Below are 15,966 nucleotides of genomic sequence, written 5' to 3' on the forward strand. Positions count from 1 at the left end.
CAGAGGGCTTTTTTACGCCTGTGTAATTTCCCTGTGTAATTTTATTTTTTGTTTTGCACCAACACCGATAATTTATCCAGAGCCGCGCGCTGTGCATCGACTTGCAAGTGCGCATAGCGCTGAGTCGTCTGCACATTACTGTGGCCTAGAATTTTGCTTATTGTATAAAGGTCTACACCCAGGCCAAGCATGATGCTGGCACAAGAGTGGCGCAGGTCATGGAAGTTCACATGTTCCATACGAGCCTTCACGCGCGCCCGGCGCCAAGCGGATTTTAGGCCATCAACACTCACTTCAAGCGGAAAGTGGGTGAGCCAAGGCCGGAGCGCGGGGATGATTGGAATAACCCGCGCCCGTAAAGTCTTCGTGTGGCTGGAAGGTAAGGTGATCGTGTCAACGCCAATATCCTCCATACGAATTTTGAACAACTCGCCGCGGCGGGCACCCGTCAAAAGCGCAGCCCAGATGGCGGCCTGTACCTGGACCGTGCAATGCTGAGCAATTTGCTGCACTTCATCCACCGAAAGAAATACCTCCCGCTTGTTGTTCACTTTCATGTTCTCAATTCTTAATCCGAAATTTTCGGAAATTAAACGTTGGCGCCATGCAATTGCAAGTCCCTTTTTTGCGCAGGCCAGCGAGCGATTAATGGTAGCGGGCGCATATGCATGCTTCATTTTTCCAGTCTTTTTGTCCAGTATTTTCTGGCTCATATCTTTGATGACGTGATCCGAGAATTCTTGCGCTTGGCTTGCTTTATACTTACGAGCCCATGGTTCAAGACGCTTTACGTGATGCTCAGACGACTCCGCACTGCGAAGTGTTTTTGAGTGCTCCACATAGAGAGCCAGGATGGCAAGCATGGGTGGGTCGCCCTGAATAATTACGGGCTTCGTTGGCGCGCGCGCTACCGAGCCGCGCATTTCCGCCTCTATTCGCTTGGCATCACGCGCAGTTGTGCCTTGCGGCAAGATATGGTGAAATCTTTTGCCGCTGACCATAAAGCCGATGTGCTTCCTTCCGTCCTTGTCATCCCAGATGGACATTGATTGTTTTCCTTTAACCAGTTCTTGCATTCTTCAAGGTCGTAGCGCTTGGAGCGCGCGCCGACCGGTGTGTATGGCAGCCCGGCCTGCTCGAGCCGTCGGATCGTTGATTCGCTGACGCCGAGCGAGGCACAGATCTGTTGCCTGTTAAGTTCGCCGGCGGTGTTTGCGGTGTGCTTGCCGCCAGCCTTGTCCAACGCCGCCACCATTTCGGCGATGTGGCGCATTTCGACTTCGCTCATGTTCATGGCGCGCTCCCGGCTGGCAAGTCGCCGGCATGCCCACTACCACCGCAAGCGGGACAGTCCAACTCGCCGCTGCCTGGCTCGGCGCCGTTGTTCAAGAAGACCAGGCCGCGCGGCGTCGCCGCGATGGTCTGGCCGGAGGCGCGCGCGGCGGCGATGGTCTGCTGCGTTTCCGGCGAGAGCGGGGCGCGACGGCGCACGAGCTGAGCTTCAAGCTCGGCAATTCGTTTCGCCCAGCGCTCCCCGGACTGCATATGCTCTGCCAGCGCAGCGGCGCGCCATTCGTTGCCTTGCTTGAGATCGGCCTCGGCTTTCTCAGCGCGTTGTTGCCATGCGTGGACGCAAGTGCATTGACCACGCCACTCGCCGTCCAGCCCATGCACGCCGCCAGTTCCGCCGCAGGCGCTGCACAGGGCGCGCATTTCGGCGCACGCGCCCACAACCGTCGCGTCTTTGCCCACAATGTGCACCGATGGGGGAGCAGGCGCCGCGGCGATCATTGCTCGATATGCCGGCACCATCGTAGCCAGCATGCCAGCCAACGCATCGACGGTCGTGCCCGGCGCCATGTTCATCTGCATCAAGACGATTGGCGCCGCCTGGCGAGCCAGGTCGATATCGGCAAGCGTTGCGGTTGGCCAGGATGCGATTGCGGCGCCAGCGATGATCTCAGGCGTCGGTTCAACCGGCACCAGCTTCCAGTCGTCCTGCACGGCCAGGCGCTGCGCCGTTACGGCGACCGAAAGGGGGTCGCCTTGCTCCAGCGCGTCAATACTAGCGTTGTTGTTCATTCTGCATGCTCCAAAAAGGTTATCTCGTTTGGCTGGCGCGGTGTCGCGTCGCCCATCAGGTAAATCACGGACGACACGCCGCCGCCCAGCACCTGGGCGCCCATGGCGCGCAAGTGGTGCTGCTGACCCTCGAACAGCACGGGCTGGCAGGTGTGGATCGCGCGCAGCACGGCGCGGTCCAGCTTGTAGGCGGCCTCGGCCGGGGTTTCCGGCGGCGGCGCCGATCTGCAGTTACTCACGTCGCGGCCGGCGCTGGCCGGACGAAGTACGCTACGGGACCATCGTCCTCGGTGTCGAAGATGGCCAGAAGGAACCAGTCGGCGCCTACTGGCGTGGTGGGCTGCCACTCCTTCAGTGCGTCGGTATCGTCGTCCATGTAGCGCCCGCAAAGCGGTGCGGCATCGATCTCCATCCAGACGCGGGTGACTTCGACGCCGCATTCCGCCAGCCAGGCGCTGAAAGCTACGGCGCTGTCATCGTCCGGCGAATTGGCCAGGGCGGGGTGGAAGTAGCTACCATCCTCACGGCGCTCGACTTGCACGGCTTCGATTATTGTTTTCATATTTACCTTTCAGGTTGTCGCGGCCAAGACGCCCGCCAGGGTCGCCGCCACGTAAATCAGGATCAGGGCCAGTGCGGCGCGCGCGGCGGCTGGGCTGCGCTCGCTGTTCGGCACTTCGTCGTTGTCGGTCATGCAGCCTCCGTGGTGGGCATCTTGACGCCGCGCCAAGCGTAGAAAGCTGGCCTGTCATCAGGCGAGATGCGCATGCAGTCTTCGCCGAACGTAAAGGTGGCGTCGTGCTGCGCCCCTGGAAATCGGAAGTAGAGGAGCGCCTGAGCATGTCCGAGCCTGTCCGGCCCCTGCAGCGGCGCGCGGCTTACCCAGATGCTGCCGATCTTGCAGTCTGGATACTTGACCTCAAAGAACTCGATCAGGGCCGCCTGGGCTTCCTTTTGCGCGCGCTGCTCGACAAACTCTCCCATCACACAGCTCTGGCTGCAGTAGACGGCATCGCCATCCGTGACAACTTCCAGGTGTTCGTGCTCTTCACCTTCATCCTCCGCCTCCTGCTGCAAGTCGTCGCTGACGCGCCGGCTGCAATGCTGGCATTCGAACCACCAGCCATGCTCAATCAGCACGGTCTTCGGCACCGGGCCGGGCGCGTACTGATCGAACTGCGGGCGGCGGTTGCAGGATTCGACTTCGTTGAAGGAGCAGTCCAGCTCGTTTCCGCCTTCGCGCCGCGCTGTAGCGCTGTTGGTGGCGAAGCAGATAACGCAGTGGCCCTCGCCAGGCTCGCGCACCTCATAGGCAAGCAGCCGCTTCATGGCGCCACCCGCTTGAATTCGATCACCCACACCCATGGGTTGGCTGCCCAGCTGCCGGCGCCGTTGATGGATTTCCATAGACGCTCGAACGATGCTTTGGCCGTTTCGCTGACGCACCACTCGTCGTGCGACCACCCCCCGTGTGACAGGTGATTGGCTGGCTCGTATCGCTTGGCTCCCTCGGCGCGAGCATCCGATTCGCTGATATCCTGCAGGTGCTCGACGCGCACCGACACGATGTCCAGCAGGATCCTGCTGGCCGCGCGCGGCATGTGGATGCTTGGCCTCCATCGTGGGCGTGCGAGATCGCCAACACATTCACTTGCTGGCCAGCCGCCAGGGCGGTCGGTGCTGCCCTCCGGCAGATCAGCACGGTACTCGATGCTGCATTCGGACAGCGGACGCTGGTGTTCGTCAGGGGACACATAGCCGAACGTCTCACGCACCCACAGGTGATCTCCATGCCCGCCGTGTGGGCACGCGTCGCCAGCCATGCCGTGGGCGCCAGGCGCACGCGTATCCGCAACGCTCACCATTGACTGGAATGCATTGCAGGGCCACTGGTAGTCGCCTGGGCGGTGCGGGCTGGGCTCCGGCTGCGGCTTCATAACCCGCCGCGTCTGCGTCTTGCTGCCGTCGAGCAGTGCTCGTACCATCGAAGCACTGAACAGAATTGGGCGCTCTTTGCTCATGCTATTATTTCCTTATGGACATGGATAAATTTACCGTTGCGAACAAAAAATTTTGGGTTCGCTATTTTTATGTAGGCCGTGATGCCTGGCATGCGTGTTACTTCCGAGACGTAACAGGGCATCGCGATGCAGACTTCTTTGTTGCGCGTTGTAATTCAGCGATTTACACACATAAGTACCCTAGATACGATCGCGAAGCTGCATACGGGCTAGCCAAATATGAGGCTGATCGGCTTGTGCGACTTGAAGAAGAGCCCGAGCGTTACTCGTTTTCTATATCAGGAGAGTGGTATAGCGAGTAGCGCGTCGTGAGATCCGCCGGGCGTTTCATTCCTGACCACACCTTTCTTTTTCATGGCCTCCATAAGCTGGGCCGCTCGGTTGTAGCCGACGCGCAGGTGGCGTTGCACCAGCGATATCGATGCCCGCTGTTGCGTGCGAACGACTTCGACGGCCTGCTCGTACAGCGGATCGCTCGCGCTGCCGTCGCCAGGCAGCATGGCGCCTGCAGCTTCGCCATTCAGCTGCAGCGCCGGGCGCTGCTGGCGGACAGGGGCATCGCCCGCTGCCGGTCGTGGGCTCGGTTCCATGATCTCAACGGCGGCTACCAGCAGCAGGTCGGCGGATCGCGAGCCGCCAAGCAACTCCTTGGCCAGCGTCAGCGCCGATTTAATTGCACCTTCGGCTGTTTGCGCCATATGCTCGCGCACGCGGGCAACGGCCGGCTGCACGGTGCTGTCATACAGCTCGTTGAGCACATCGCGGTAACGGGCGCGAAGCTTGTATAGATCGGCAGTCAAGTTCACGGCGCGCTCGATCTTCTGTTGGCCGGCAGCAGCCGGGCCCGGCGCCTGCGTCTCCACGTCGGCCTCGCCACCCAGCGCCTCGACCAAGTCAGCCAGCATCTTGGCCAGCTCGCCCGTTATTAAGGCGAAGTCGCTGTCGAAGCGCTCGTCGTCATTCCGCGTGACGCTTTCCTTGATGAACTCCAGTGGCTTGACGGACTTGATGGCCAGCGACTCGTCCAGCACGAAGCTGATTTTGTCGCTCCAGGTCATGGCCAGGCGGGTGCATTGCTTGCCGGCGGCGATGTGGCGGCGGATATCGTCCGCTTCCAGGGTATGGCGCTTGTACGCCACCTGGGCCTTGCTCTCGCCGGTGGCGCGCATGATCGCGTCTTGGTCGACCGTGAAGCCGGCCGGGGATTCGTCTGCTTGCAGCCATTCCGTCATGGCGCCCACGGGCGAGCGCACGACGCGCAGGCTTTCCAGCGGCAGCTTGTCGACGGATTTGAGCAGCAGCTTGACTACCTCGTCGGCCTTGGCCGGGCTGGCCGCATCCACCACCAGCCAGCCATTGATCGGGTCGATCCACACTGCCGTGGTGCTGAGAATGGCGAACGCGCGCGGCAGCAGCTCATCGGTGACGCGCTCCTTCAGCTCTTTCATGGCCTTCTTGCCAGGCGCGAAGCCCTGGGCTTCTTCCATTTCCAGTGCGCGGGCGGCGGCCACCTGGTTGACCACAGTCGACGGCAGCAGCTTCTTCTCGGTTTTCAGCTGCAGCAAGAATTGGCCGCCGACGGCGTGCACGAGCGGCTGATCGGCGCCGCGCGGCGCGGCCCAGCCTTGGCGCTGCAGCTCGGCGCTCGTGGCGGGCGTGAAGGTCTGGCGCTCGAGCATGCTGTTCAGCTCCGGGGCGCTCATGGGCCAGTTTGCGGGCAGGCGGTAGATTTGAAGATTCTTGAAAAACATGGCGCTTCCTTATTCTGAGAACACGACGCCGCGCGCGGCACCGAAGGCATACAAAAATTCAATGAACTGCGCGGCTTCCTTCACGTAGAAGTCGCTGGTCTGGACGCCCAGCTGCACGATGCGGCGCCCGTCGAAGCTGGGCGTCACGCGCCCGTCGTGGTGCAGCGGCGTGCCGGCCAGGCGCATTTCGTCGGCAAACTCGTCCACCAGCAGCCGCTTCATGTCGTCCGCATCCCACTTGCGCCCGATGTGCTCGACCTGCTTGGCGATCTCGCCGATCATGGCGTGGTACTTTTCTTCTTGGGCGCGCTTCTTTTTCGGCTCGGAAAACACCACCATCCAGCCGGGCGGCGCGGTCTTGGCAAATTCAACTGCCCGGCGCCGCGCCTCGTCGTGCACGAGAAAGTAGGTTTGCTTCGTCATGGCGGAACTCCCGCCGCGCGGCGCGCCGTCATGCTGGCACCGCCTCGGCCGCCAGCCGCTGGGCAGCGTCGTATTGCTCGATGCCCCAGGCCAACGCGTAGCAGCACCAGAGGAAGCGGGGCGTGTATTCCTTCGTATCGACCTCCCAAAAGTCGGTGAACTCGAACTTTGCATTCGGGCCATGGAATGCCTTCCAGGCATCGCCGGCGTGCGTGAAGTCGTTCGCGGCGTCAAAGCACCGCACCTCGTTGCTGTCCGCGCTCAGCACCTCCGACTCGACCTCGGCGCGCAGCTCGGCATAGGCATCAGCCCACAGTGCAAGCTGCTCCGGTTCGTCGTCGTTTGGCTTGTCGCCTTCTGCTTGCTGGTCCACCCAGTCATTTATCTGGCGCGTGAACTCATCGTGACTGTGTCTTGTCACGCCGGTGTTGTCGGCTGCCTCGATTTTCTCGGCCCAGTAGCGCCGATCGATGCCGTCCAGGCGTCCGTTCTTGCGGAAGAAGCCGAACATGTCCTGCGTGCGCTGGAAAACGTAGGTGCCCATGTCGCCGCTGTAGCACAGGAAGCCCGGCCAGGTGACCAGATCGAAGAACATGTTGCTGCTGTCCGGCTGCTTGAACCGGATGTGGCGGTGCACGCCGTCATCGCGGATCACGGTCATTTCGTGCTTGGCTACGTCGCGTAGGAATCGTTCTTCGGAACAGGCGGCGCTCATGCTTTTGCCGCCTTCAGAGCCGTCACGCGTTCCAAGTCATAGCAGCCGCTGATACCATCCAGCCAGATGACTGCGGTGTGTCCGCTGAGCACCTGCGCCTCGCTGACGGTGATCGTCTCGCGGATTTCGCCGCCATCCAGCTCGACGCTGACGGCGGCGCCGACCTGGTGCGCGGCATTGAACTTGTCGCAAGCAGCCTGGAGCTTTGCAGTCGCCTGTGCCTGGCGTTCGGCGCGGGTGGTCATGCTGTACCGCCCAGGTCGGCCACGTCGATCACGATGCCGCGGCAGTACGGCTCGCCGTCTTCCACGATTTCGAAGGTGGCGTGCGGCACGTCGGTGCGGTAAGTCCAGCTGTAGCAGTCTTCCTTGCCCCACAGGGCATCCACGGCGCGCACCTGCGGCGCACGGGCGAAATAGTCTTTGAGTGCTTCGTCGTCGTGCTGGATATCCTCGCGGAAAGGCAGCAAGCCCTTGGCGTCGAGCAGTGCGATGGTTGGCGCGCCGCGCTCGTCGTCCACGAAGCCGCGGAACTCCATCAGGTCGTCGCTGGCGCCAAAGATCACGATCAGGCCGGCGGCCTTGGCCTGCAGCTCTTCTTCCTTGGCCATTTCGCTGCCGTATTCGCGGCCCATCAGCAGTCCGGCCAGCAGTTCCTTGCTCAGCTTTACCGGCGCCAACTCGACGGCCGGCGTGCCCATGTTCTCGTACGGATGCTTGTCGGCATGCGGCTTGATGTGCGCGTAGAAGTGCTTGCCGACGGATTCGGCGCCGGCGAAGGCTGCATACTCGGCGGCCGTGACGTTGGCGTAGTGGTACACGTCCGCCGGCGCGCCCTTGCGGAAGAACTGCACGGCCAGGGTTTCGGTGGCCGGACAGTGCCCGATGGCGGCAATCTGCGAGGACTGAATGGCTTGAAGGGCGATTTGTGGTGCTGCGGCTGCTGTGTTCATGGGTTTCTCCAGGTGGTGGGCGGGGCGGTTTATGCAGCTTCGGCGACCAGGCCCGCGCGCGCGACGGCAAAGTCGAACTTGGCCAGGCGGTCGATCGCTTCGGCTGGCGTCAGGCCGAACTGCTCGAACATCACATCGAGGATGTCGCTGTCGGATGGGTAGAGGTCATCGGCAGCGGCGTCGAGCAGGTCAGGTGCTGGCGCTGGGCGGCTCGGCGCCGGTGCGTCGGCGGCCGGCGCGCGGCGCATGCCGACAGGGGAGGGAGGCGCTGGGGTCTTAACCTTGACGACTGGTGCGGGGGCGCGCTCGGCAGCGATCTGCGAGGCTTGCTCTGCCAGTTGGCGCTGCGTGTCGGCGGCCGCGCGTTCGCGTTCGGCCTGGGCAGCCTCGGCAGCCAGGCGGTCCGATTCCACCTGGGCCAGCCGGATTGTCTCTGCCGCTACCTTTTCTGCCTTGACGCGTTCCTCTTCGCGGATCCGGGCGCGCTCGGCTTCAGCCTTTGCTTCCTCGGCGCGCTTGTGATCAGCGATGCGGCTGGTGATGACGAGCTGGAAGTCTTCCATGGGCTTGCCGATGATCGTGGCCATGTCCATGAACAGGAAGCCGTAGCTGGCAGCGTTCACGCGGCACCAGGTCTGCTTGGCGCGGTAGTCGGCTGCTTGCGTGTTGGCGGCAATCTTGGCGTTGGCCAGCGTTGTGCTGACGGCATCGCGCAGGCTGCCCAGGGTGCGCTTGTTCTTCATGGCGCCGGCAAAGTCCGGCTGCTGCAGTTGCAGGCGCAGCGGCGTGATTTCGGTTTCGAGCGCGGCCACGTGCGCGGTGAAGGCGTGCCGACCTTCGTTCAGGATGGTTTCCTTGATCTGTTCCTTGCGGGTTTTGACCAGCCTTTCCAGTTCCAGGCGCTTGGCGCGGAACTGCGCCTTGATGTGGTCGACCGTGCGCATCACTTCGTCAATGGTCGCGGTTTGCGCCAGGGCGGCGGCCTTGGCCAGTTCCAGCTTGTCTTCCGCCTCGCCGCAATACCTGACGGTGTTTTCGGCATTGGCGAAGTCTTCGTCGGTTTCCAGCTTGGTGTTGATTTTGGCAATGAACTTCTCGGCGGCGGCCTTGTACGCCACGAGGTTGCTGCTGACGACCTTGCCTTCGGTCTGGACGACCAGGGCGGGCAGGGCGGCGATAGGCTCGGCAGCTGGCTTCTCGACAATGTCCACCTGTGTGTAGTTGGCGACGTCGATATCGAACTGCTCCCAGCCGGCCACGATGCGCGAAAACCATGCGGTGTCGGGATATACCCACATCCAGACCATGTTGGCCTTGGTGCCGTCGGATGCCATGAACAGCCACTTCTCGGCGCCGGTCACCAGCAGTTGCTGCTGGACCTGCGGCTGGTGCTCTTCCGGCAGCGCGCCGGCGCCAACCGACGCGGCCAGCTCGGCATTCCACTGCTTGTGCTCGAAGCCGATAGTTTCGGCCATGTTCAGGCCATCGCACGAGGCGCTTTCCTTGCCCAGCGACAGTGTGGCAGGGTACAGGTCGTCGCCAATGATGCGCTCTGCCAGCGGGCGCGCCAGCGCTTCGACTTCATGGCCGTAGTCCAGGATGTTTTCCTGTACCCAGTCGCTGAATTCCTTGGCCAGGCCTGTGGCCTTCATGCGCACCAGCTCGCTGCGAGTTACCTTCGTCGACAGGCCCAGCATCGCGGCCGCCTCGCTGGCACCATGGTGATCGAAGCGGAAGGCGTGCCAGTCGTCGCTGCCCTGGAGCAGATTGTGGATTTCGCGGGTGAGAGTATTTTCGCGTTGCATGATGTGTCCTTGGTGATTTTTTTGTGGTGTAGCGATTAGTCGTTTTCGTGCGCCCAGCTGTCGATTGTCATTTTTTGCGCCTCGGTGAAGGTCGCCCGGGTGCTGAGCATGGCAATCAGCTGCGCCGGCGTTTTCTTCTTGCTGTGGATGGTCTGGCGCCATTCCGGCGTTTTTTGCTTGAACAGTTCGTCAGTACATTCCGGCAGCTGATCGATGGTGCGGTCATCTGCAGCCGGCGCGGCCGGCGTGATGTCGCGCATTTCGCGGTTCGTTTCCTCAAGCTCGTCTGGCGTGTAGACGCCCAGGATTACGTCAGGGGCGTACAGGCGGCTCCAGCGCTTTACGGCGAGGTAGGCCAATTGCTGGCGTGGATCGGTCGCCCACAGTGGTGAGTTGCGCACGGAGGCCTGGACAAGCAGCAGTTCGAGATAGCGCGGCTCGCTTTCGCCGCGCAGCGTTGCCCAAATGCGCACTCCGCAGCCTTCTTCGCTTTGCATGGGGTAATCCGGCACGCGGTATTGATAGGCCTTTTTGTAGTCTTTATCGCCCGGCTTTCCCTTGGCAGGTGCCTCGCAAACGCGTGTTTTGCCGATGATTTTTTCCCATGGCCCAAACCATTCGTAGTTGAAACGGTCGAGCGTGACGCCGCTGGACTGGATGGCTGCGTTCACCAGCTGGCCTTCGTAGCCGAGCGTGCCGTTCACCAGGTGCGTCTTCTGCGCCACTGCGAACGGGTTCATCTTCCACTGCATGGCCTGCATGACGACTGCAGCGCAGTCGGCCGAGCTACCTTTCAGGTGGTCTGGGATGGTTGAGCGGCCCTTGGCCATGATGTCGGCCAGGCGCATGATGCTATCCATGCTTGCAACATCAAGGATCAGGGAGGCGCTGCTGGTGCTGGCCACGGACAGATCACCCTGTCCGTACTGCGCTGTTTGCAGGGCCGTTTGACCCTCTTTAGTTGCTGCGTTCATGACTTTTTCCTTGTGAGTTTTATGATTTCTGCCTTCAACAGCGCCAGGCGGACGGCGTAGACGATGGCGTGGCCGGCATGCCAGTTGCGCAGGGCCTGGCCGGCCACGTCCATCACGGCTTGGCTTACGACGTCCACTGCGCCTCCCGGTGGGCGCGGCCCAGGCGCTGCACGCGCGCGCTCGATTCGTCCAGGTCAATCAGCGCTTCGATCTGCGCGGTGATCAGTTCCTTGCGCATTTCTTCGAGTCCGGCCAGCTCGCGGCGCACGCCGGCCAGGCGCATCTTGTTCATGCAGTGCTGGTGCTGTGCCTGGTAGTGGCGATGGGCGGCTAGCAGGCGGTGGAAAAGGGCGATCATGGGCGCACCATCGCTGTCACGCCCAGGGCGCCGCCGTCGTAGGCGGCATCGATCAGCGCGGCCAGGTTGCCGATGGCGGCGAAGTGCGCGATATCCTCGGCGCGCGGGCCGGTGCGGATGGTGATGATGTAGCTCATGCCCTGCTCCTCGGGTTAATGGGTTGCTGGCGACCCGAGATAATCCGTCGGGCGTGTGATTCCTGCGGCTGTTGGGCCACCAACAAAGCAAGGGGCTGGGCGCTACTCCAGCCGTCAGTTGGCTATGTCGTGGTAACGCGACCCGAAACTGACTTACTGCGAGGGATCATTCCCTCGGGTGCGTGTCTGCTTCCCACGCCGCCCTTGCTTTGTTGGCCGCCGGTTACGCCGGCGAGACGGGCCAGGGCGACTAGCCCGTGCTTAAAATCAGGCTGCCGTCACCTGCGAAGGGCGGAAGCGCTGGCTTTGCGTCGAGCCGTCCAGCAGTACTTCCAGGAAGTCACCGCGGGCGCCTGGATGCGTTTGCACGAACTTGCCAGGGCGCGGCAACGGCTCGGTTTTCGTGCCCTTCACATTCACTTTTTGGTCTTTTTTGAAATTCGACATGCTGTATTTCCTTCAAGGTTTGTTGTGGCGCCGAGCTTCCCCGGGCGCCTGATCCTCACGAAGATCAATCGGGGCATGCTGATCCCACAGGGCATTTATCCGGCCCGCCGGCCTGTCCCGCCTTGAACTACGGCGCGGGCGACCGCTGATCTGGTTTGGCCAGTTCGACCAGGTGGCCGAGCTCTTTGCCGTAGAAGGTGTTGCAGGGCGAGGCCATGCGCGCATCCGTCAGGGCCATGGCATGCGCCACACTTTTGTTGCGGGCCCGGACCTTGTTGCGGTAGGTGCCGTCTGTGAAGCGAATCGTCACGTCGAAGTTAAAGCGCGGGGCTGGAGCTGTGACAGTAGCTTGGTGCTGTGCCAGCTCAGCCTGCAGCTGGGCGGTGTCGTGGTCACGGGCACTCATGCGGCAACCTTCGAAAACTCGCCAACAGCGTCTTCGACAGACCAGTCCGAGGCGAACAGTTCGTCTGCGAGTTCCAGTGCTGACGCATCGAGCTTGAAGCCCAGTGCCATTTCAAGAGCCGCCACCCAGTGGGCGAAGGCGCGTTCGAGCACAAAGTCGCTGCAGCCTTCGGCGCTGCGGAAGTTGCGGGTTTTGGCGATGGTGTCGGCGTGCATGATGTATTCCTGTGCAAGGTGGTTAAGCACGCGCAGCAGCAACGTGCACGACCGGGATCTGTTCGCCGGCGGCGATCAGGGCTGCTTCAAGTGCTGCTAGTTCGGCGCGTGACATGACCTGCTCCTTTAAGCGAACATCAGCTTGTTGATGACTTCGATATGACGCGCCGAGGCGGCCGCTTTTTCGATCGCAGCGCTCGTTGCGCGTTCAGCCTGCAGCTTCGCGGCATCAATCATTTCGATGGCTTCAATCGAGTCGATCTTTGCAAGGCCGTTGTGGGGCACGAAGGAATAGAACTGGTTATTTCGGGAGAGGACGTATGCATCAGGCGTGGAATCACCTGGAGTCGGTACCGCGGCGACTACCAGCAACCCATTCAAGAAGCCGACTTTGACCGTTGCTCCTATTGCCCAGCTCTGCTTACTTTTCGTGATCATCATTTGCTCCGGTGTCTGCTTGTTCGATGGAATGAATTATCGCGAATGCGATTATCCAAGTCAAGCGCATTCGCGATAATTCTTGTTAAATTTTTTTATTTGCAGAGATTGGGGCGAAAAAAAACCCGCTCAAGGCGGGTTTTGATATTTTGGCGGCTGTGAATTCTGACCTAGGTGCAGCTCCGTTTAGGAATGTTGCCTGAATTTTTGAGGCACCTGTCAAGGATTTCGATAGCGGCTGCAGACGCTGGCGTGGCATCAACTGCTACTGAGGCGCGATCAATCTTGTCTCCACTTAGGTTGCCCAAAGGCAGTGTCCAATCTTCAGCTAGTTTGTATTTTCTAGCCACGGCCTGTCCAGCTTTCTTATCGGCGCTCAAAGCATCCATGCCCTGTGCGATGTATTTCTCATTTAGCGTTTCGAACTCTGCTGCGGCACTAATTTCGGATTCAGCTGCCGGTCGATCGGCGGCGAAAATCGCCCATTTTTCTTCTGGCCATATTGTTTTTTTTAAGTCAGGTCCATAGTACACGACGGCATACTCGCGGTATTTCCTTGGCGCACTCTCCATGCCGGACCGCAAAATTGTTACTTTGGCTGAATCGGCGCCAGCCTGGATAGCCCTTTCGGCGATGACAATGCCGGTAGCGATCCAGTCGTTTTTTGTGCCACCATCAACTTTTGCGTCAACTTCCGTAACTCGAACCCCGTTCTCAAAGAAGTTGCTAGATGACGCAGTTGGTGCAGAAAAAGTCAAAACAGTTCCGTGAACTGCTGGCTTTACAACGGTCCGATCTTGCTCGGAAGCCTGGGGCTGTATATGTTCGCTGCAGGCTGTAAGGGCCGAAGTAAGCGATAAGATGATGAAATATGGCCGCAATGAGTCTCTTAGCGTAATCATTTAAAAATGTGTGCTTTCTCGCCTAACTACTCGCCCAACAACAATACAGTCGCGGCCTTGGCATAGCTTTCGATGATACTTACGTTGGTCAGAGTTGTCTGACATCAGCCACCATTGGCCTGCATCTCGGGAAAGTCGTTTTACGACAGCTTCGCCCTCATAGTTAAGGGCATAGACGCCGTTGTCGACCAAACTTGTGTCGTCGAGATTAACAACTATCACATCGTCTTCGTAAAGAGTGGGCTCCATGCTTTCCCCCTTGACCTGCAAGGCAACCAGCCTTAAAGGATTAAGGCCAGCTTTATCTGCCCACTGCTTCGGCACTCCCACTTGCCCGCCGTAGGCGTCATCGGGTTCTGTCCGGACTCCATTAATGCCAGCTTGCAGCCGCAATTTCACTCTTGGGATTTGGTAGTGATGGGGGAAATTGCTATCGGCAGCAACAACCTTGAGTGCCCCTTCGGGCGGTTGTGCTTGTTGATCTCCGGAATTCGGGTAAGGCGCTCCACGCCCCTCGGCAAGCCACAATGGATCAACGCCTAAAAATGCGGCAACAAGTGGGATCTTCCTACCCGACTCCCGTGCACCCGATTCCCAGCTGGCAATGGTCGACTGCGCTATCCCAGTCTTCTGTGCCAACTCTTGCTGGGTTAGGCGAGCCTGTGTCCTGGCCCAAGATAGTCGTTCTGCAAGTGTTCTCATAATCACGAATGTAATACAGATGTTAATCACAATGGCGATTGACATGCGATATCGCATACGCGATAATTGATCGCATGGATACTCGTAAAATCACATCGGACCTTCTTGCGACTGGATTAACTCAGCAAAAGTTAGCTACTTTAGTACCTTGTGGTCAGTCAACAATTGCATCTTTCCTAACAGGAACGCGCGGGAAAAATCCGACTTTCGCGATCGCCGCGCGCCTGATCGAATTGCACGAGGAGCTGTGCGCCTCGCCACCGCATGACACCCCGTTGGGGAAGGAGCCTGCGTGAGCGCCATCGCGAACATACTAAGTTCAGTCATTACCTTCGGCACAATCCCGTCGAATTCCGTTGTCATGGGTGTCGAGCCATGACCCGCCTGGTTCCCATCCCCTCACCACGCCCGAAGGGCCGCATCGGGCGCATCCCGCTGCTTGAACCGCATCAGCTGGCTCGCGGCGCGCAGCTTGAGGAGCGCACATCGCCCGCCAGCGCGCGTCCACCTTAAATCAGCACGAACGCACCAACCTGCAATTCGCTGTACCCAAACCCTGTAACACCGACCACCAGGAGAAAACCATGAAACAGAAGCAAAAACGTACCGCGCTCGTTAAGGGCTACATCACCGACGAGAACAAGGCTGACTTGCAAGCCGCATGCACTGCGATGCGCAAGAGCGTCAGCGATGTGCTGAACGAATGCACGATCGTGATCATCCGCAATCACCTGGATGCCAGGCCAAAACGGAATGATACGCCGCCGTTTTCCAGTGGAGCTAGGCCCAAATCAATAGTTAACAGGGCCCAGATTCTGCCAGCGCCGCGCCCGTGCTTTGGCGTCGTCCCGCGCGTCGTGCGGATGCGGGTTTAACGGCATGGAGGCAGCTATTGAGTAAACCAGCCGAGGTCACAGCCGAGGAAAAGGAGCTGGTCTTCCAGCGTTCGATGATCTACCGCCAGGCCGAGAAGGACTTGCAGGGCGCCAAGGACGGGGAGGGCGAGAGCGCGGCGAAGGCTGCGCACAAGGAAGCGCGCCAGAAATGGCGCGATGCCACCGACAGGGTGGCGAAGAAACACGAGGTGCCGCGGCGCGAGCCGCCATAACGGACCCGCACCCGACAGCTACAGCATTGCACGGCCGGATTCGGCCACTTTAATCACCATCAAATAGGAATATGACATGACGCAAACAACTGCTATTACGCCGTATCGCTCGCTGGACAACGCTGCTGGCAACAACGAGCTGCTCGACACTCTCCTGGCCAAAGGCCCAAAGAACGACGCGGCCCTGGCCCGCGCGCTGGAAGTGGCGCCGCCAGTGATTTCCAAGATCCGCCACGGCCGGCTGCCTGTCGGCGCCTCGCTGCTGATCCGCATGCACGAGGTGTTCGACGTGTCGATCGGCGAGCTCAAGCGCATCGCGCGCGCTGAGGTGGCGGCTTGACCTGGTTGATCACGCAGCCTGAGTCCGGCGCAAGTGCGGCGCTTGGCGAGGAGGGCGCCCAGCAGCAAGGGCATGTCGATCGAGAACTGCCGATTGACCCCGGCCACGTGCGGACGCGCCAGCACTACGAAGCAATGCTGCAGGAGCTGCAAGGCCAGAAATGAAAAAAGCCCGCTGGCAGGCGGGCTTC

At 60.5% G+C, this 15,966-nt stretch carries 28 protein-coding genes and 1 pseudogene; 4 read left to right on the top strand and 25 right to left on the bottom strand.

The annotated features are described in order from the left end of the window. Positions 1-41 precede the first annotated feature (41 nt). The 25 genes and pseudogenes from AC1RDJ_RS05150 to AC1RDJ_RS05270 all read right to left on the bottom strand — a co-directional run bounded on the left by AC1RDJ_RS05150 (position 42) and on the right by AC1RDJ_RS05270 (position 14,373). Positions 42-1,046, bottom strand: a complete 1,005-nt coding sequence (locus AC1RDJ_RS05150) for a tyrosine-type recombinase/integrase (RefSeq protein ID WP_493026727.1) — start codon at positions 1,044-1,046, stop codon at positions 42-44. Next, positions 932-1,294, bottom strand: a complete 363-nt coding sequence (locus AC1RDJ_RS05155) for a helix-turn-helix transcriptional regulator (RefSeq protein ID WP_493026728.1) — start codon at positions 1,292-1,294, stop codon at positions 932-934. Before AC1RDJ_RS05155 ends, AC1RDJ_RS05150 begins: the two co-directional genes overlap by 115 nt. Further along, on the bottom strand, positions 1,291-2,082 hold the full coding sequence (locus tag AC1RDJ_RS05160; protein ID WP_493026729.1) for a hypothetical protein: 792 nt from the start codon (positions 2,080-2,082) through the stop codon (positions 1,291-1,293). The genes AC1RDJ_RS05155 and AC1RDJ_RS05160 overlap by 4 nt, the downstream gene beginning before the upstream one ends. Then, complete coding sequence (locus tag AC1RDJ_RS05165; RefSeq protein WP_493026730.1) at positions 2,079-2,321, bottom strand: hypothetical protein; 243 nt, start codon at positions 2,319-2,321, stop codon at positions 2,079-2,081. Before AC1RDJ_RS05165 ends, AC1RDJ_RS05160 begins: the two co-directional genes overlap by 4 nt. Then, positions 2,318-2,644: a hypothetical protein gene (locus tag AC1RDJ_RS05170; protein ID WP_493026731.1), complete on the bottom strand. Its 327-nt coding sequence runs from the start codon at positions 2,642-2,644 to the stop codon at positions 2,318-2,320. The genes AC1RDJ_RS05165 and AC1RDJ_RS05170 overlap by 4 nt, the downstream gene beginning before the upstream one ends. Before the next feature lie 9 nt (positions 2,645-2,653). Next, on the bottom strand, positions 2,654-2,776 hold the full coding sequence (locus AC1RDJ_RS05175; protein ID WP_493026732.1) for a hypothetical protein: 123 nt from the start codon (positions 2,774-2,776) through the stop codon (positions 2,654-2,656). Beyond that, entirely contained in the window at positions 2,773-3,489 is a 717-nt protein-coding gene (locus tag AC1RDJ_RS05180) for a hypothetical protein (RefSeq protein WP_493026733.1), read from the bottom strand. The genes AC1RDJ_RS05175 and AC1RDJ_RS05180 overlap by 4 nt, the downstream gene beginning before the upstream one ends. After that, positions 3,408-4,103 (bottom strand): hypothetical protein, encoded by a 696-nt coding sequence (locus AC1RDJ_RS05185; RefSeq protein ID WP_493026735.1) that lies wholly within the window; start codon positions 4,101-4,103, stop codon positions 3,408-3,410. Before AC1RDJ_RS05185 ends, AC1RDJ_RS05180 begins: the two co-directional genes overlap by 82 nt. A gap of 278 nt (positions 4,104-4,381) precedes the next feature. Next, entirely contained in the window at positions 4,382-4,801 is a 420-nt protein-coding gene (locus tag AC1RDJ_RS05190; RefSeq protein ID WP_493027144.1) for a DNA translocase FtsK, read from the bottom strand. A gap of 159 nt (positions 4,802-4,960) precedes the next feature. After that, positions 4,961-5,854: pseudogene (locus AC1RDJ_RS05195) on the bottom strand (recombination-associated protein RdgC); the annotation flags it as partial. 9 nt (positions 5,855-5,863) lie between these two features. Continuing rightward, positions 5,864-6,277 (bottom strand): recombination protein NinB, encoded by a 414-nt coding sequence (locus AC1RDJ_RS05200; protein WP_099376061.1) that lies wholly within the window; start codon positions 6,275-6,277, stop codon positions 5,864-5,866. A 28-nt stretch (positions 6,278-6,305) separates the two neighbouring features. Continuing rightward, on the bottom strand, positions 6,306-6,992 hold the full coding sequence (locus AC1RDJ_RS05205) for a hypothetical protein (protein WP_493026737.1): 687 nt from the start codon (positions 6,990-6,992) through the stop codon (positions 6,306-6,308). Then, entirely contained in the window at positions 6,989-7,237 is a 249-nt protein-coding gene (locus tag AC1RDJ_RS05210; RefSeq protein WP_493026738.1) for a hypothetical protein, read from the bottom strand. Before AC1RDJ_RS05210 ends, AC1RDJ_RS05205 begins: the two co-directional genes overlap by 4 nt. After that, positions 7,234-7,944 (bottom strand): KTSC domain-containing protein, encoded by a 711-nt coding sequence (locus AC1RDJ_RS05215; protein ID WP_493026739.1) that lies wholly within the window; start codon positions 7,942-7,944, stop codon positions 7,234-7,236. The genes AC1RDJ_RS05210 and AC1RDJ_RS05215 overlap by 4 nt, the downstream gene beginning before the upstream one ends. Before the next feature lie 29 nt (positions 7,945-7,973). Continuing rightward, a complete protein-coding gene (locus AC1RDJ_RS05220) occupies positions 7,974-9,749 on the bottom strand; it encodes a YqaJ viral recombinase family protein (RefSeq protein WP_493026741.1) in 1,776 nt (591 codons plus the stop codon). Between the two features lie 35 nt (positions 9,750-9,784). Then, positions 9,785-10,723: a RecT family recombinase gene (locus AC1RDJ_RS05225; protein ID WP_493026742.1), complete on the bottom strand. Its 939-nt coding sequence runs from the start codon at positions 10,721-10,723 to the stop codon at positions 9,785-9,787. Then, a complete protein-coding gene (locus AC1RDJ_RS05230) occupies positions 10,720-10,860 on the bottom strand; it encodes a hypothetical protein (RefSeq protein WP_493026744.1) in 141 nt (46 codons plus the stop codon). The genes AC1RDJ_RS05225 and AC1RDJ_RS05230 overlap by 4 nt, the downstream gene beginning before the upstream one ends. Continuing rightward, a complete protein-coding gene (locus AC1RDJ_RS05235; protein WP_493026745.1) occupies positions 10,848-11,081 on the bottom strand; it encodes a hypothetical protein in 234 nt (77 codons plus the stop codon). The genes AC1RDJ_RS05230 and AC1RDJ_RS05235 overlap by 13 nt, the downstream gene beginning before the upstream one ends. Next, on the bottom strand, positions 11,078-11,218 hold the full coding sequence (locus tag AC1RDJ_RS05240; RefSeq protein WP_493026747.1) for a hypothetical protein: 141 nt from the start codon (positions 11,216-11,218) through the stop codon (positions 11,078-11,080). Before AC1RDJ_RS05240 ends, AC1RDJ_RS05235 begins: the two co-directional genes overlap by 4 nt. Positions 11,219-11,485: 267 nt before the next feature. After that, positions 11,486-11,665: a hypothetical protein gene (locus AC1RDJ_RS05245; protein WP_493026748.1), complete on the bottom strand. Its 180-nt coding sequence runs from the start codon at positions 11,663-11,665 to the stop codon at positions 11,486-11,488. Positions 11,666-11,792: 127 nt separating this feature from the next. Further along, the gene (locus tag AC1RDJ_RS05250; protein WP_493026750.1) at positions 11,793-12,071 is read right to left on the bottom strand and encodes a hypothetical protein; all 279 of its coding nucleotides are present in this window, start codon (positions 12,069-12,071) and stop codon (positions 11,793-11,795) included. Further along, entirely contained in the window at positions 12,068-12,286 is a 219-nt protein-coding gene (locus tag AC1RDJ_RS05255) for a hypothetical protein (protein WP_493026751.1), read from the bottom strand. The genes AC1RDJ_RS05250 and AC1RDJ_RS05255 overlap by 4 nt, the downstream gene beginning before the upstream one ends. Positions 12,287-12,412: 126 nt before the next feature. Continuing rightward, positions 12,413-12,727: a hypothetical protein gene (locus AC1RDJ_RS05260; RefSeq protein ID WP_493026752.1), complete on the bottom strand. Its 315-nt coding sequence runs from the start codon at positions 12,725-12,727 to the stop codon at positions 12,413-12,415. 167 nt (positions 12,728-12,894) lie between these two features. Continuing rightward, complete coding sequence (locus AC1RDJ_RS05265) at positions 12,895-13,482, bottom strand: hypothetical protein (protein ID WP_493026753.1); 588 nt, start codon at positions 13,480-13,482, stop codon at positions 12,895-12,897. Positions 13,483-13,626: 144 nt separating this feature from the next. Then, positions 13,627-14,373, bottom strand: coding sequence for an XRE family transcriptional regulator (locus tag AC1RDJ_RS05270; protein ID WP_493026754.1), 747 nt, complete (start codon positions 14,371-14,373; stop codon positions 13,627-13,629). 539 nt (positions 14,374-14,912) lie between these two features. Here AC1RDJ_RS05270 and AC1RDJ_RS05275 point away from each other — a divergent pair. The 4 genes from AC1RDJ_RS05275 (at position 14,913) to AC1RDJ_RS05290 (ending at position 15,940) form a co-directional block, all read left to right on the top strand. After that, positions 14,913-15,203, top strand: coding sequence for a hypothetical protein (locus AC1RDJ_RS05275; RefSeq protein WP_493026755.1), 291 nt, complete (start codon positions 14,913-14,915; stop codon positions 15,201-15,203). Between the two features lie 17 nt (positions 15,204-15,220). After that, positions 15,221-15,436, top strand: a complete 216-nt coding sequence (locus tag AC1RDJ_RS05280) for a hypothetical protein (RefSeq protein ID WP_493026756.1) — start codon at positions 15,221-15,223, stop codon at positions 15,434-15,436. A gap of 76 nt (positions 15,437-15,512) precedes the next feature. After that, the gene (locus tag AC1RDJ_RS05285) at positions 15,513-15,776 is read left to right on the top strand and encodes a helix-turn-helix domain-containing protein (RefSeq protein WP_493026757.1); all 264 of its coding nucleotides are present in this window, start codon (positions 15,513-15,515) and stop codon (positions 15,774-15,776) included. Continuing rightward, positions 15,773-15,940, top strand: coding sequence for a hypothetical protein (locus AC1RDJ_RS05290; protein ID WP_493026758.1), 168 nt, complete (start codon positions 15,773-15,775; stop codon positions 15,938-15,940). The genes AC1RDJ_RS05285 and AC1RDJ_RS05290 overlap by 4 nt, the downstream gene beginning before the upstream one ends. The last annotated feature ends 26 nt before the right edge of the window (positions 15,941-15,966 follow it).

This window comes from Janthinobacterium sp. GW822-FHT07H10, assembly GCF_058798675.1.

What these genes read in the sequence shown, in the direction of transcription:
- AC1RDJ_RS05270 (WP_493026754.1), bottom strand. Translation starts at nt 14,373, where the DNA reads ATGTCAATCGCCATTGTGATTAACATCTGTATTACATTCGTGATTATG.
- AC1RDJ_RS05240 (WP_493026747.1), bottom strand. Translation starts at nt 11,218, where the DNA reads ATGAGCTACATCATCACCATCCGCACCGGCCCGCGCGCCGAGGATATC.
- AC1RDJ_RS05210 (WP_493026738.1), bottom strand. Translation starts at nt 7,237, where the DNA reads ATGACCACCCGCGCCGAACGCCAGGCACAGGCGACTGCAAAGCTCCAG.
- AC1RDJ_RS05200 (WP_099376061.1), bottom strand. Translation starts at nt 6,277, where the DNA reads ATGACGAAGCAAACCTACTTTCTCGTGCACGACGAGGCGCGGCGCCGG.
- AC1RDJ_RS05285 (WP_493026757.1), top strand. Translation starts at nt 15,513, where the DNA reads ATGACGCAAACAACTGCTATTACGCCGTATCGCTCGCTGGACAACGCT.
- AC1RDJ_RS05155 (WP_493026728.1), bottom strand. Translation starts at nt 1,294, where the DNA reads ATGAACATGAGCGAAGTCGAAATGCGCCACATCGCCGAAATGGTGGCG.
- AC1RDJ_RS05205 (WP_493026737.1), bottom strand. Translation starts at nt 6,992, where the DNA reads ATGAGCGCCGCCTGTTCCGAAGAACGATTCCTACGCGACGTAGCCAAG.
- AC1RDJ_RS05175 (WP_493026732.1), bottom strand. Translation starts at nt 2,776, where the DNA reads ATGACCGACAACGACGAAGTGCCGAACAGCGAGCGCAGCCCAGCCGCC.
- AC1RDJ_RS05180 (WP_493026733.1), bottom strand. Translation starts at nt 3,489, where the DNA reads ATGGAAATCCATCAACGGCGCCGGCAGCTGGGCAGCCAACCCATGGGT.
- AC1RDJ_RS05235 (WP_493026745.1), bottom strand. Translation starts at nt 11,081, where the DNA reads ATGATCGCCCTTTTCCACCGCCTGCTAGCCGCCCATCGCCACTACCAG.
- AC1RDJ_RS05220 (WP_493026741.1), bottom strand. Translation starts at nt 9,749, where the DNA reads ATGCAACGCGAAAATACTCTCACCCGCGAAATCCACAATCTGCTCCAG.
- AC1RDJ_RS05190 (WP_493027144.1), bottom strand. Translation starts at nt 4,801, where the DNA reads ATGGCGCAAACAGCCGAAGGTGCAATTAAATCGGCGCTGACGCTGGCC.
- AC1RDJ_RS05170 (WP_493026731.1), bottom strand. Translation starts at nt 2,644, where the DNA reads ATGAAAACAATAATCGAAGCCGTGCAAGTCGAGCGCCGTGAGGATGGT.
- AC1RDJ_RS05185 (WP_493026735.1), bottom strand. Translation starts at nt 4,103, where the DNA reads ATGAGCAAAGAGCGCCCAATTCTGTTCAGTGCTTCGATGGTACGAGCA.
- AC1RDJ_RS05150 (WP_493026727.1), bottom strand. Translation starts at nt 1,046, where the DNA reads ATGTCCATCTGGGATGACAAGGACGGAAGGAAGCACATCGGCTTTATG.
- AC1RDJ_RS05225 (WP_493026742.1), bottom strand. Translation starts at nt 10,723, where the DNA reads ATGAACGCAGCAACTAAAGAGGGTCAAACGGCCCTGCAAACAGCGCAG.
- AC1RDJ_RS05275 (WP_493026755.1), top strand. Translation starts at nt 14,913, where the DNA reads ATGAAACAGAAGCAAAAACGTACCGCGCTCGTTAAGGGCTACATCACC.
- AC1RDJ_RS05245 (WP_493026748.1), bottom strand. Translation starts at nt 11,665, where the DNA reads ATGTCGAATTTCAAAAAAGACCAAAAAGTGAATGTGAAGGGCACGAAA.
- AC1RDJ_RS05260 (WP_493026752.1), bottom strand. Translation starts at nt 12,727, where the DNA reads ATGATGATCACGAAAAGTAAGCAGAGCTGGGCAATAGGAGCAACGGTC.
- AC1RDJ_RS05215 (WP_493026739.1), bottom strand. Translation starts at nt 7,944, where the DNA reads ATGAACACAGCAGCCGCAGCACCACAAATCGCCCTTCAAGCCATTCAG.
- AC1RDJ_RS05255 (WP_493026751.1), bottom strand. Translation starts at nt 12,286, where the DNA reads ATGCACGCCGACACCATCGCCAAAACCCGCAACTTCCGCAGCGCCGAA.
- AC1RDJ_RS05160 (WP_493026729.1), bottom strand. Translation starts at nt 2,082, where the DNA reads ATGAACAACAACGCTAGTATTGACGCGCTGGAGCAAGGCGACCCCCTT.
- AC1RDJ_RS05250 (WP_493026750.1), bottom strand. Translation starts at nt 12,071, where the DNA reads ATGAGTGCCCGTGACCACGACACCGCCCAGCTGCAGGCTGAGCTGGCA.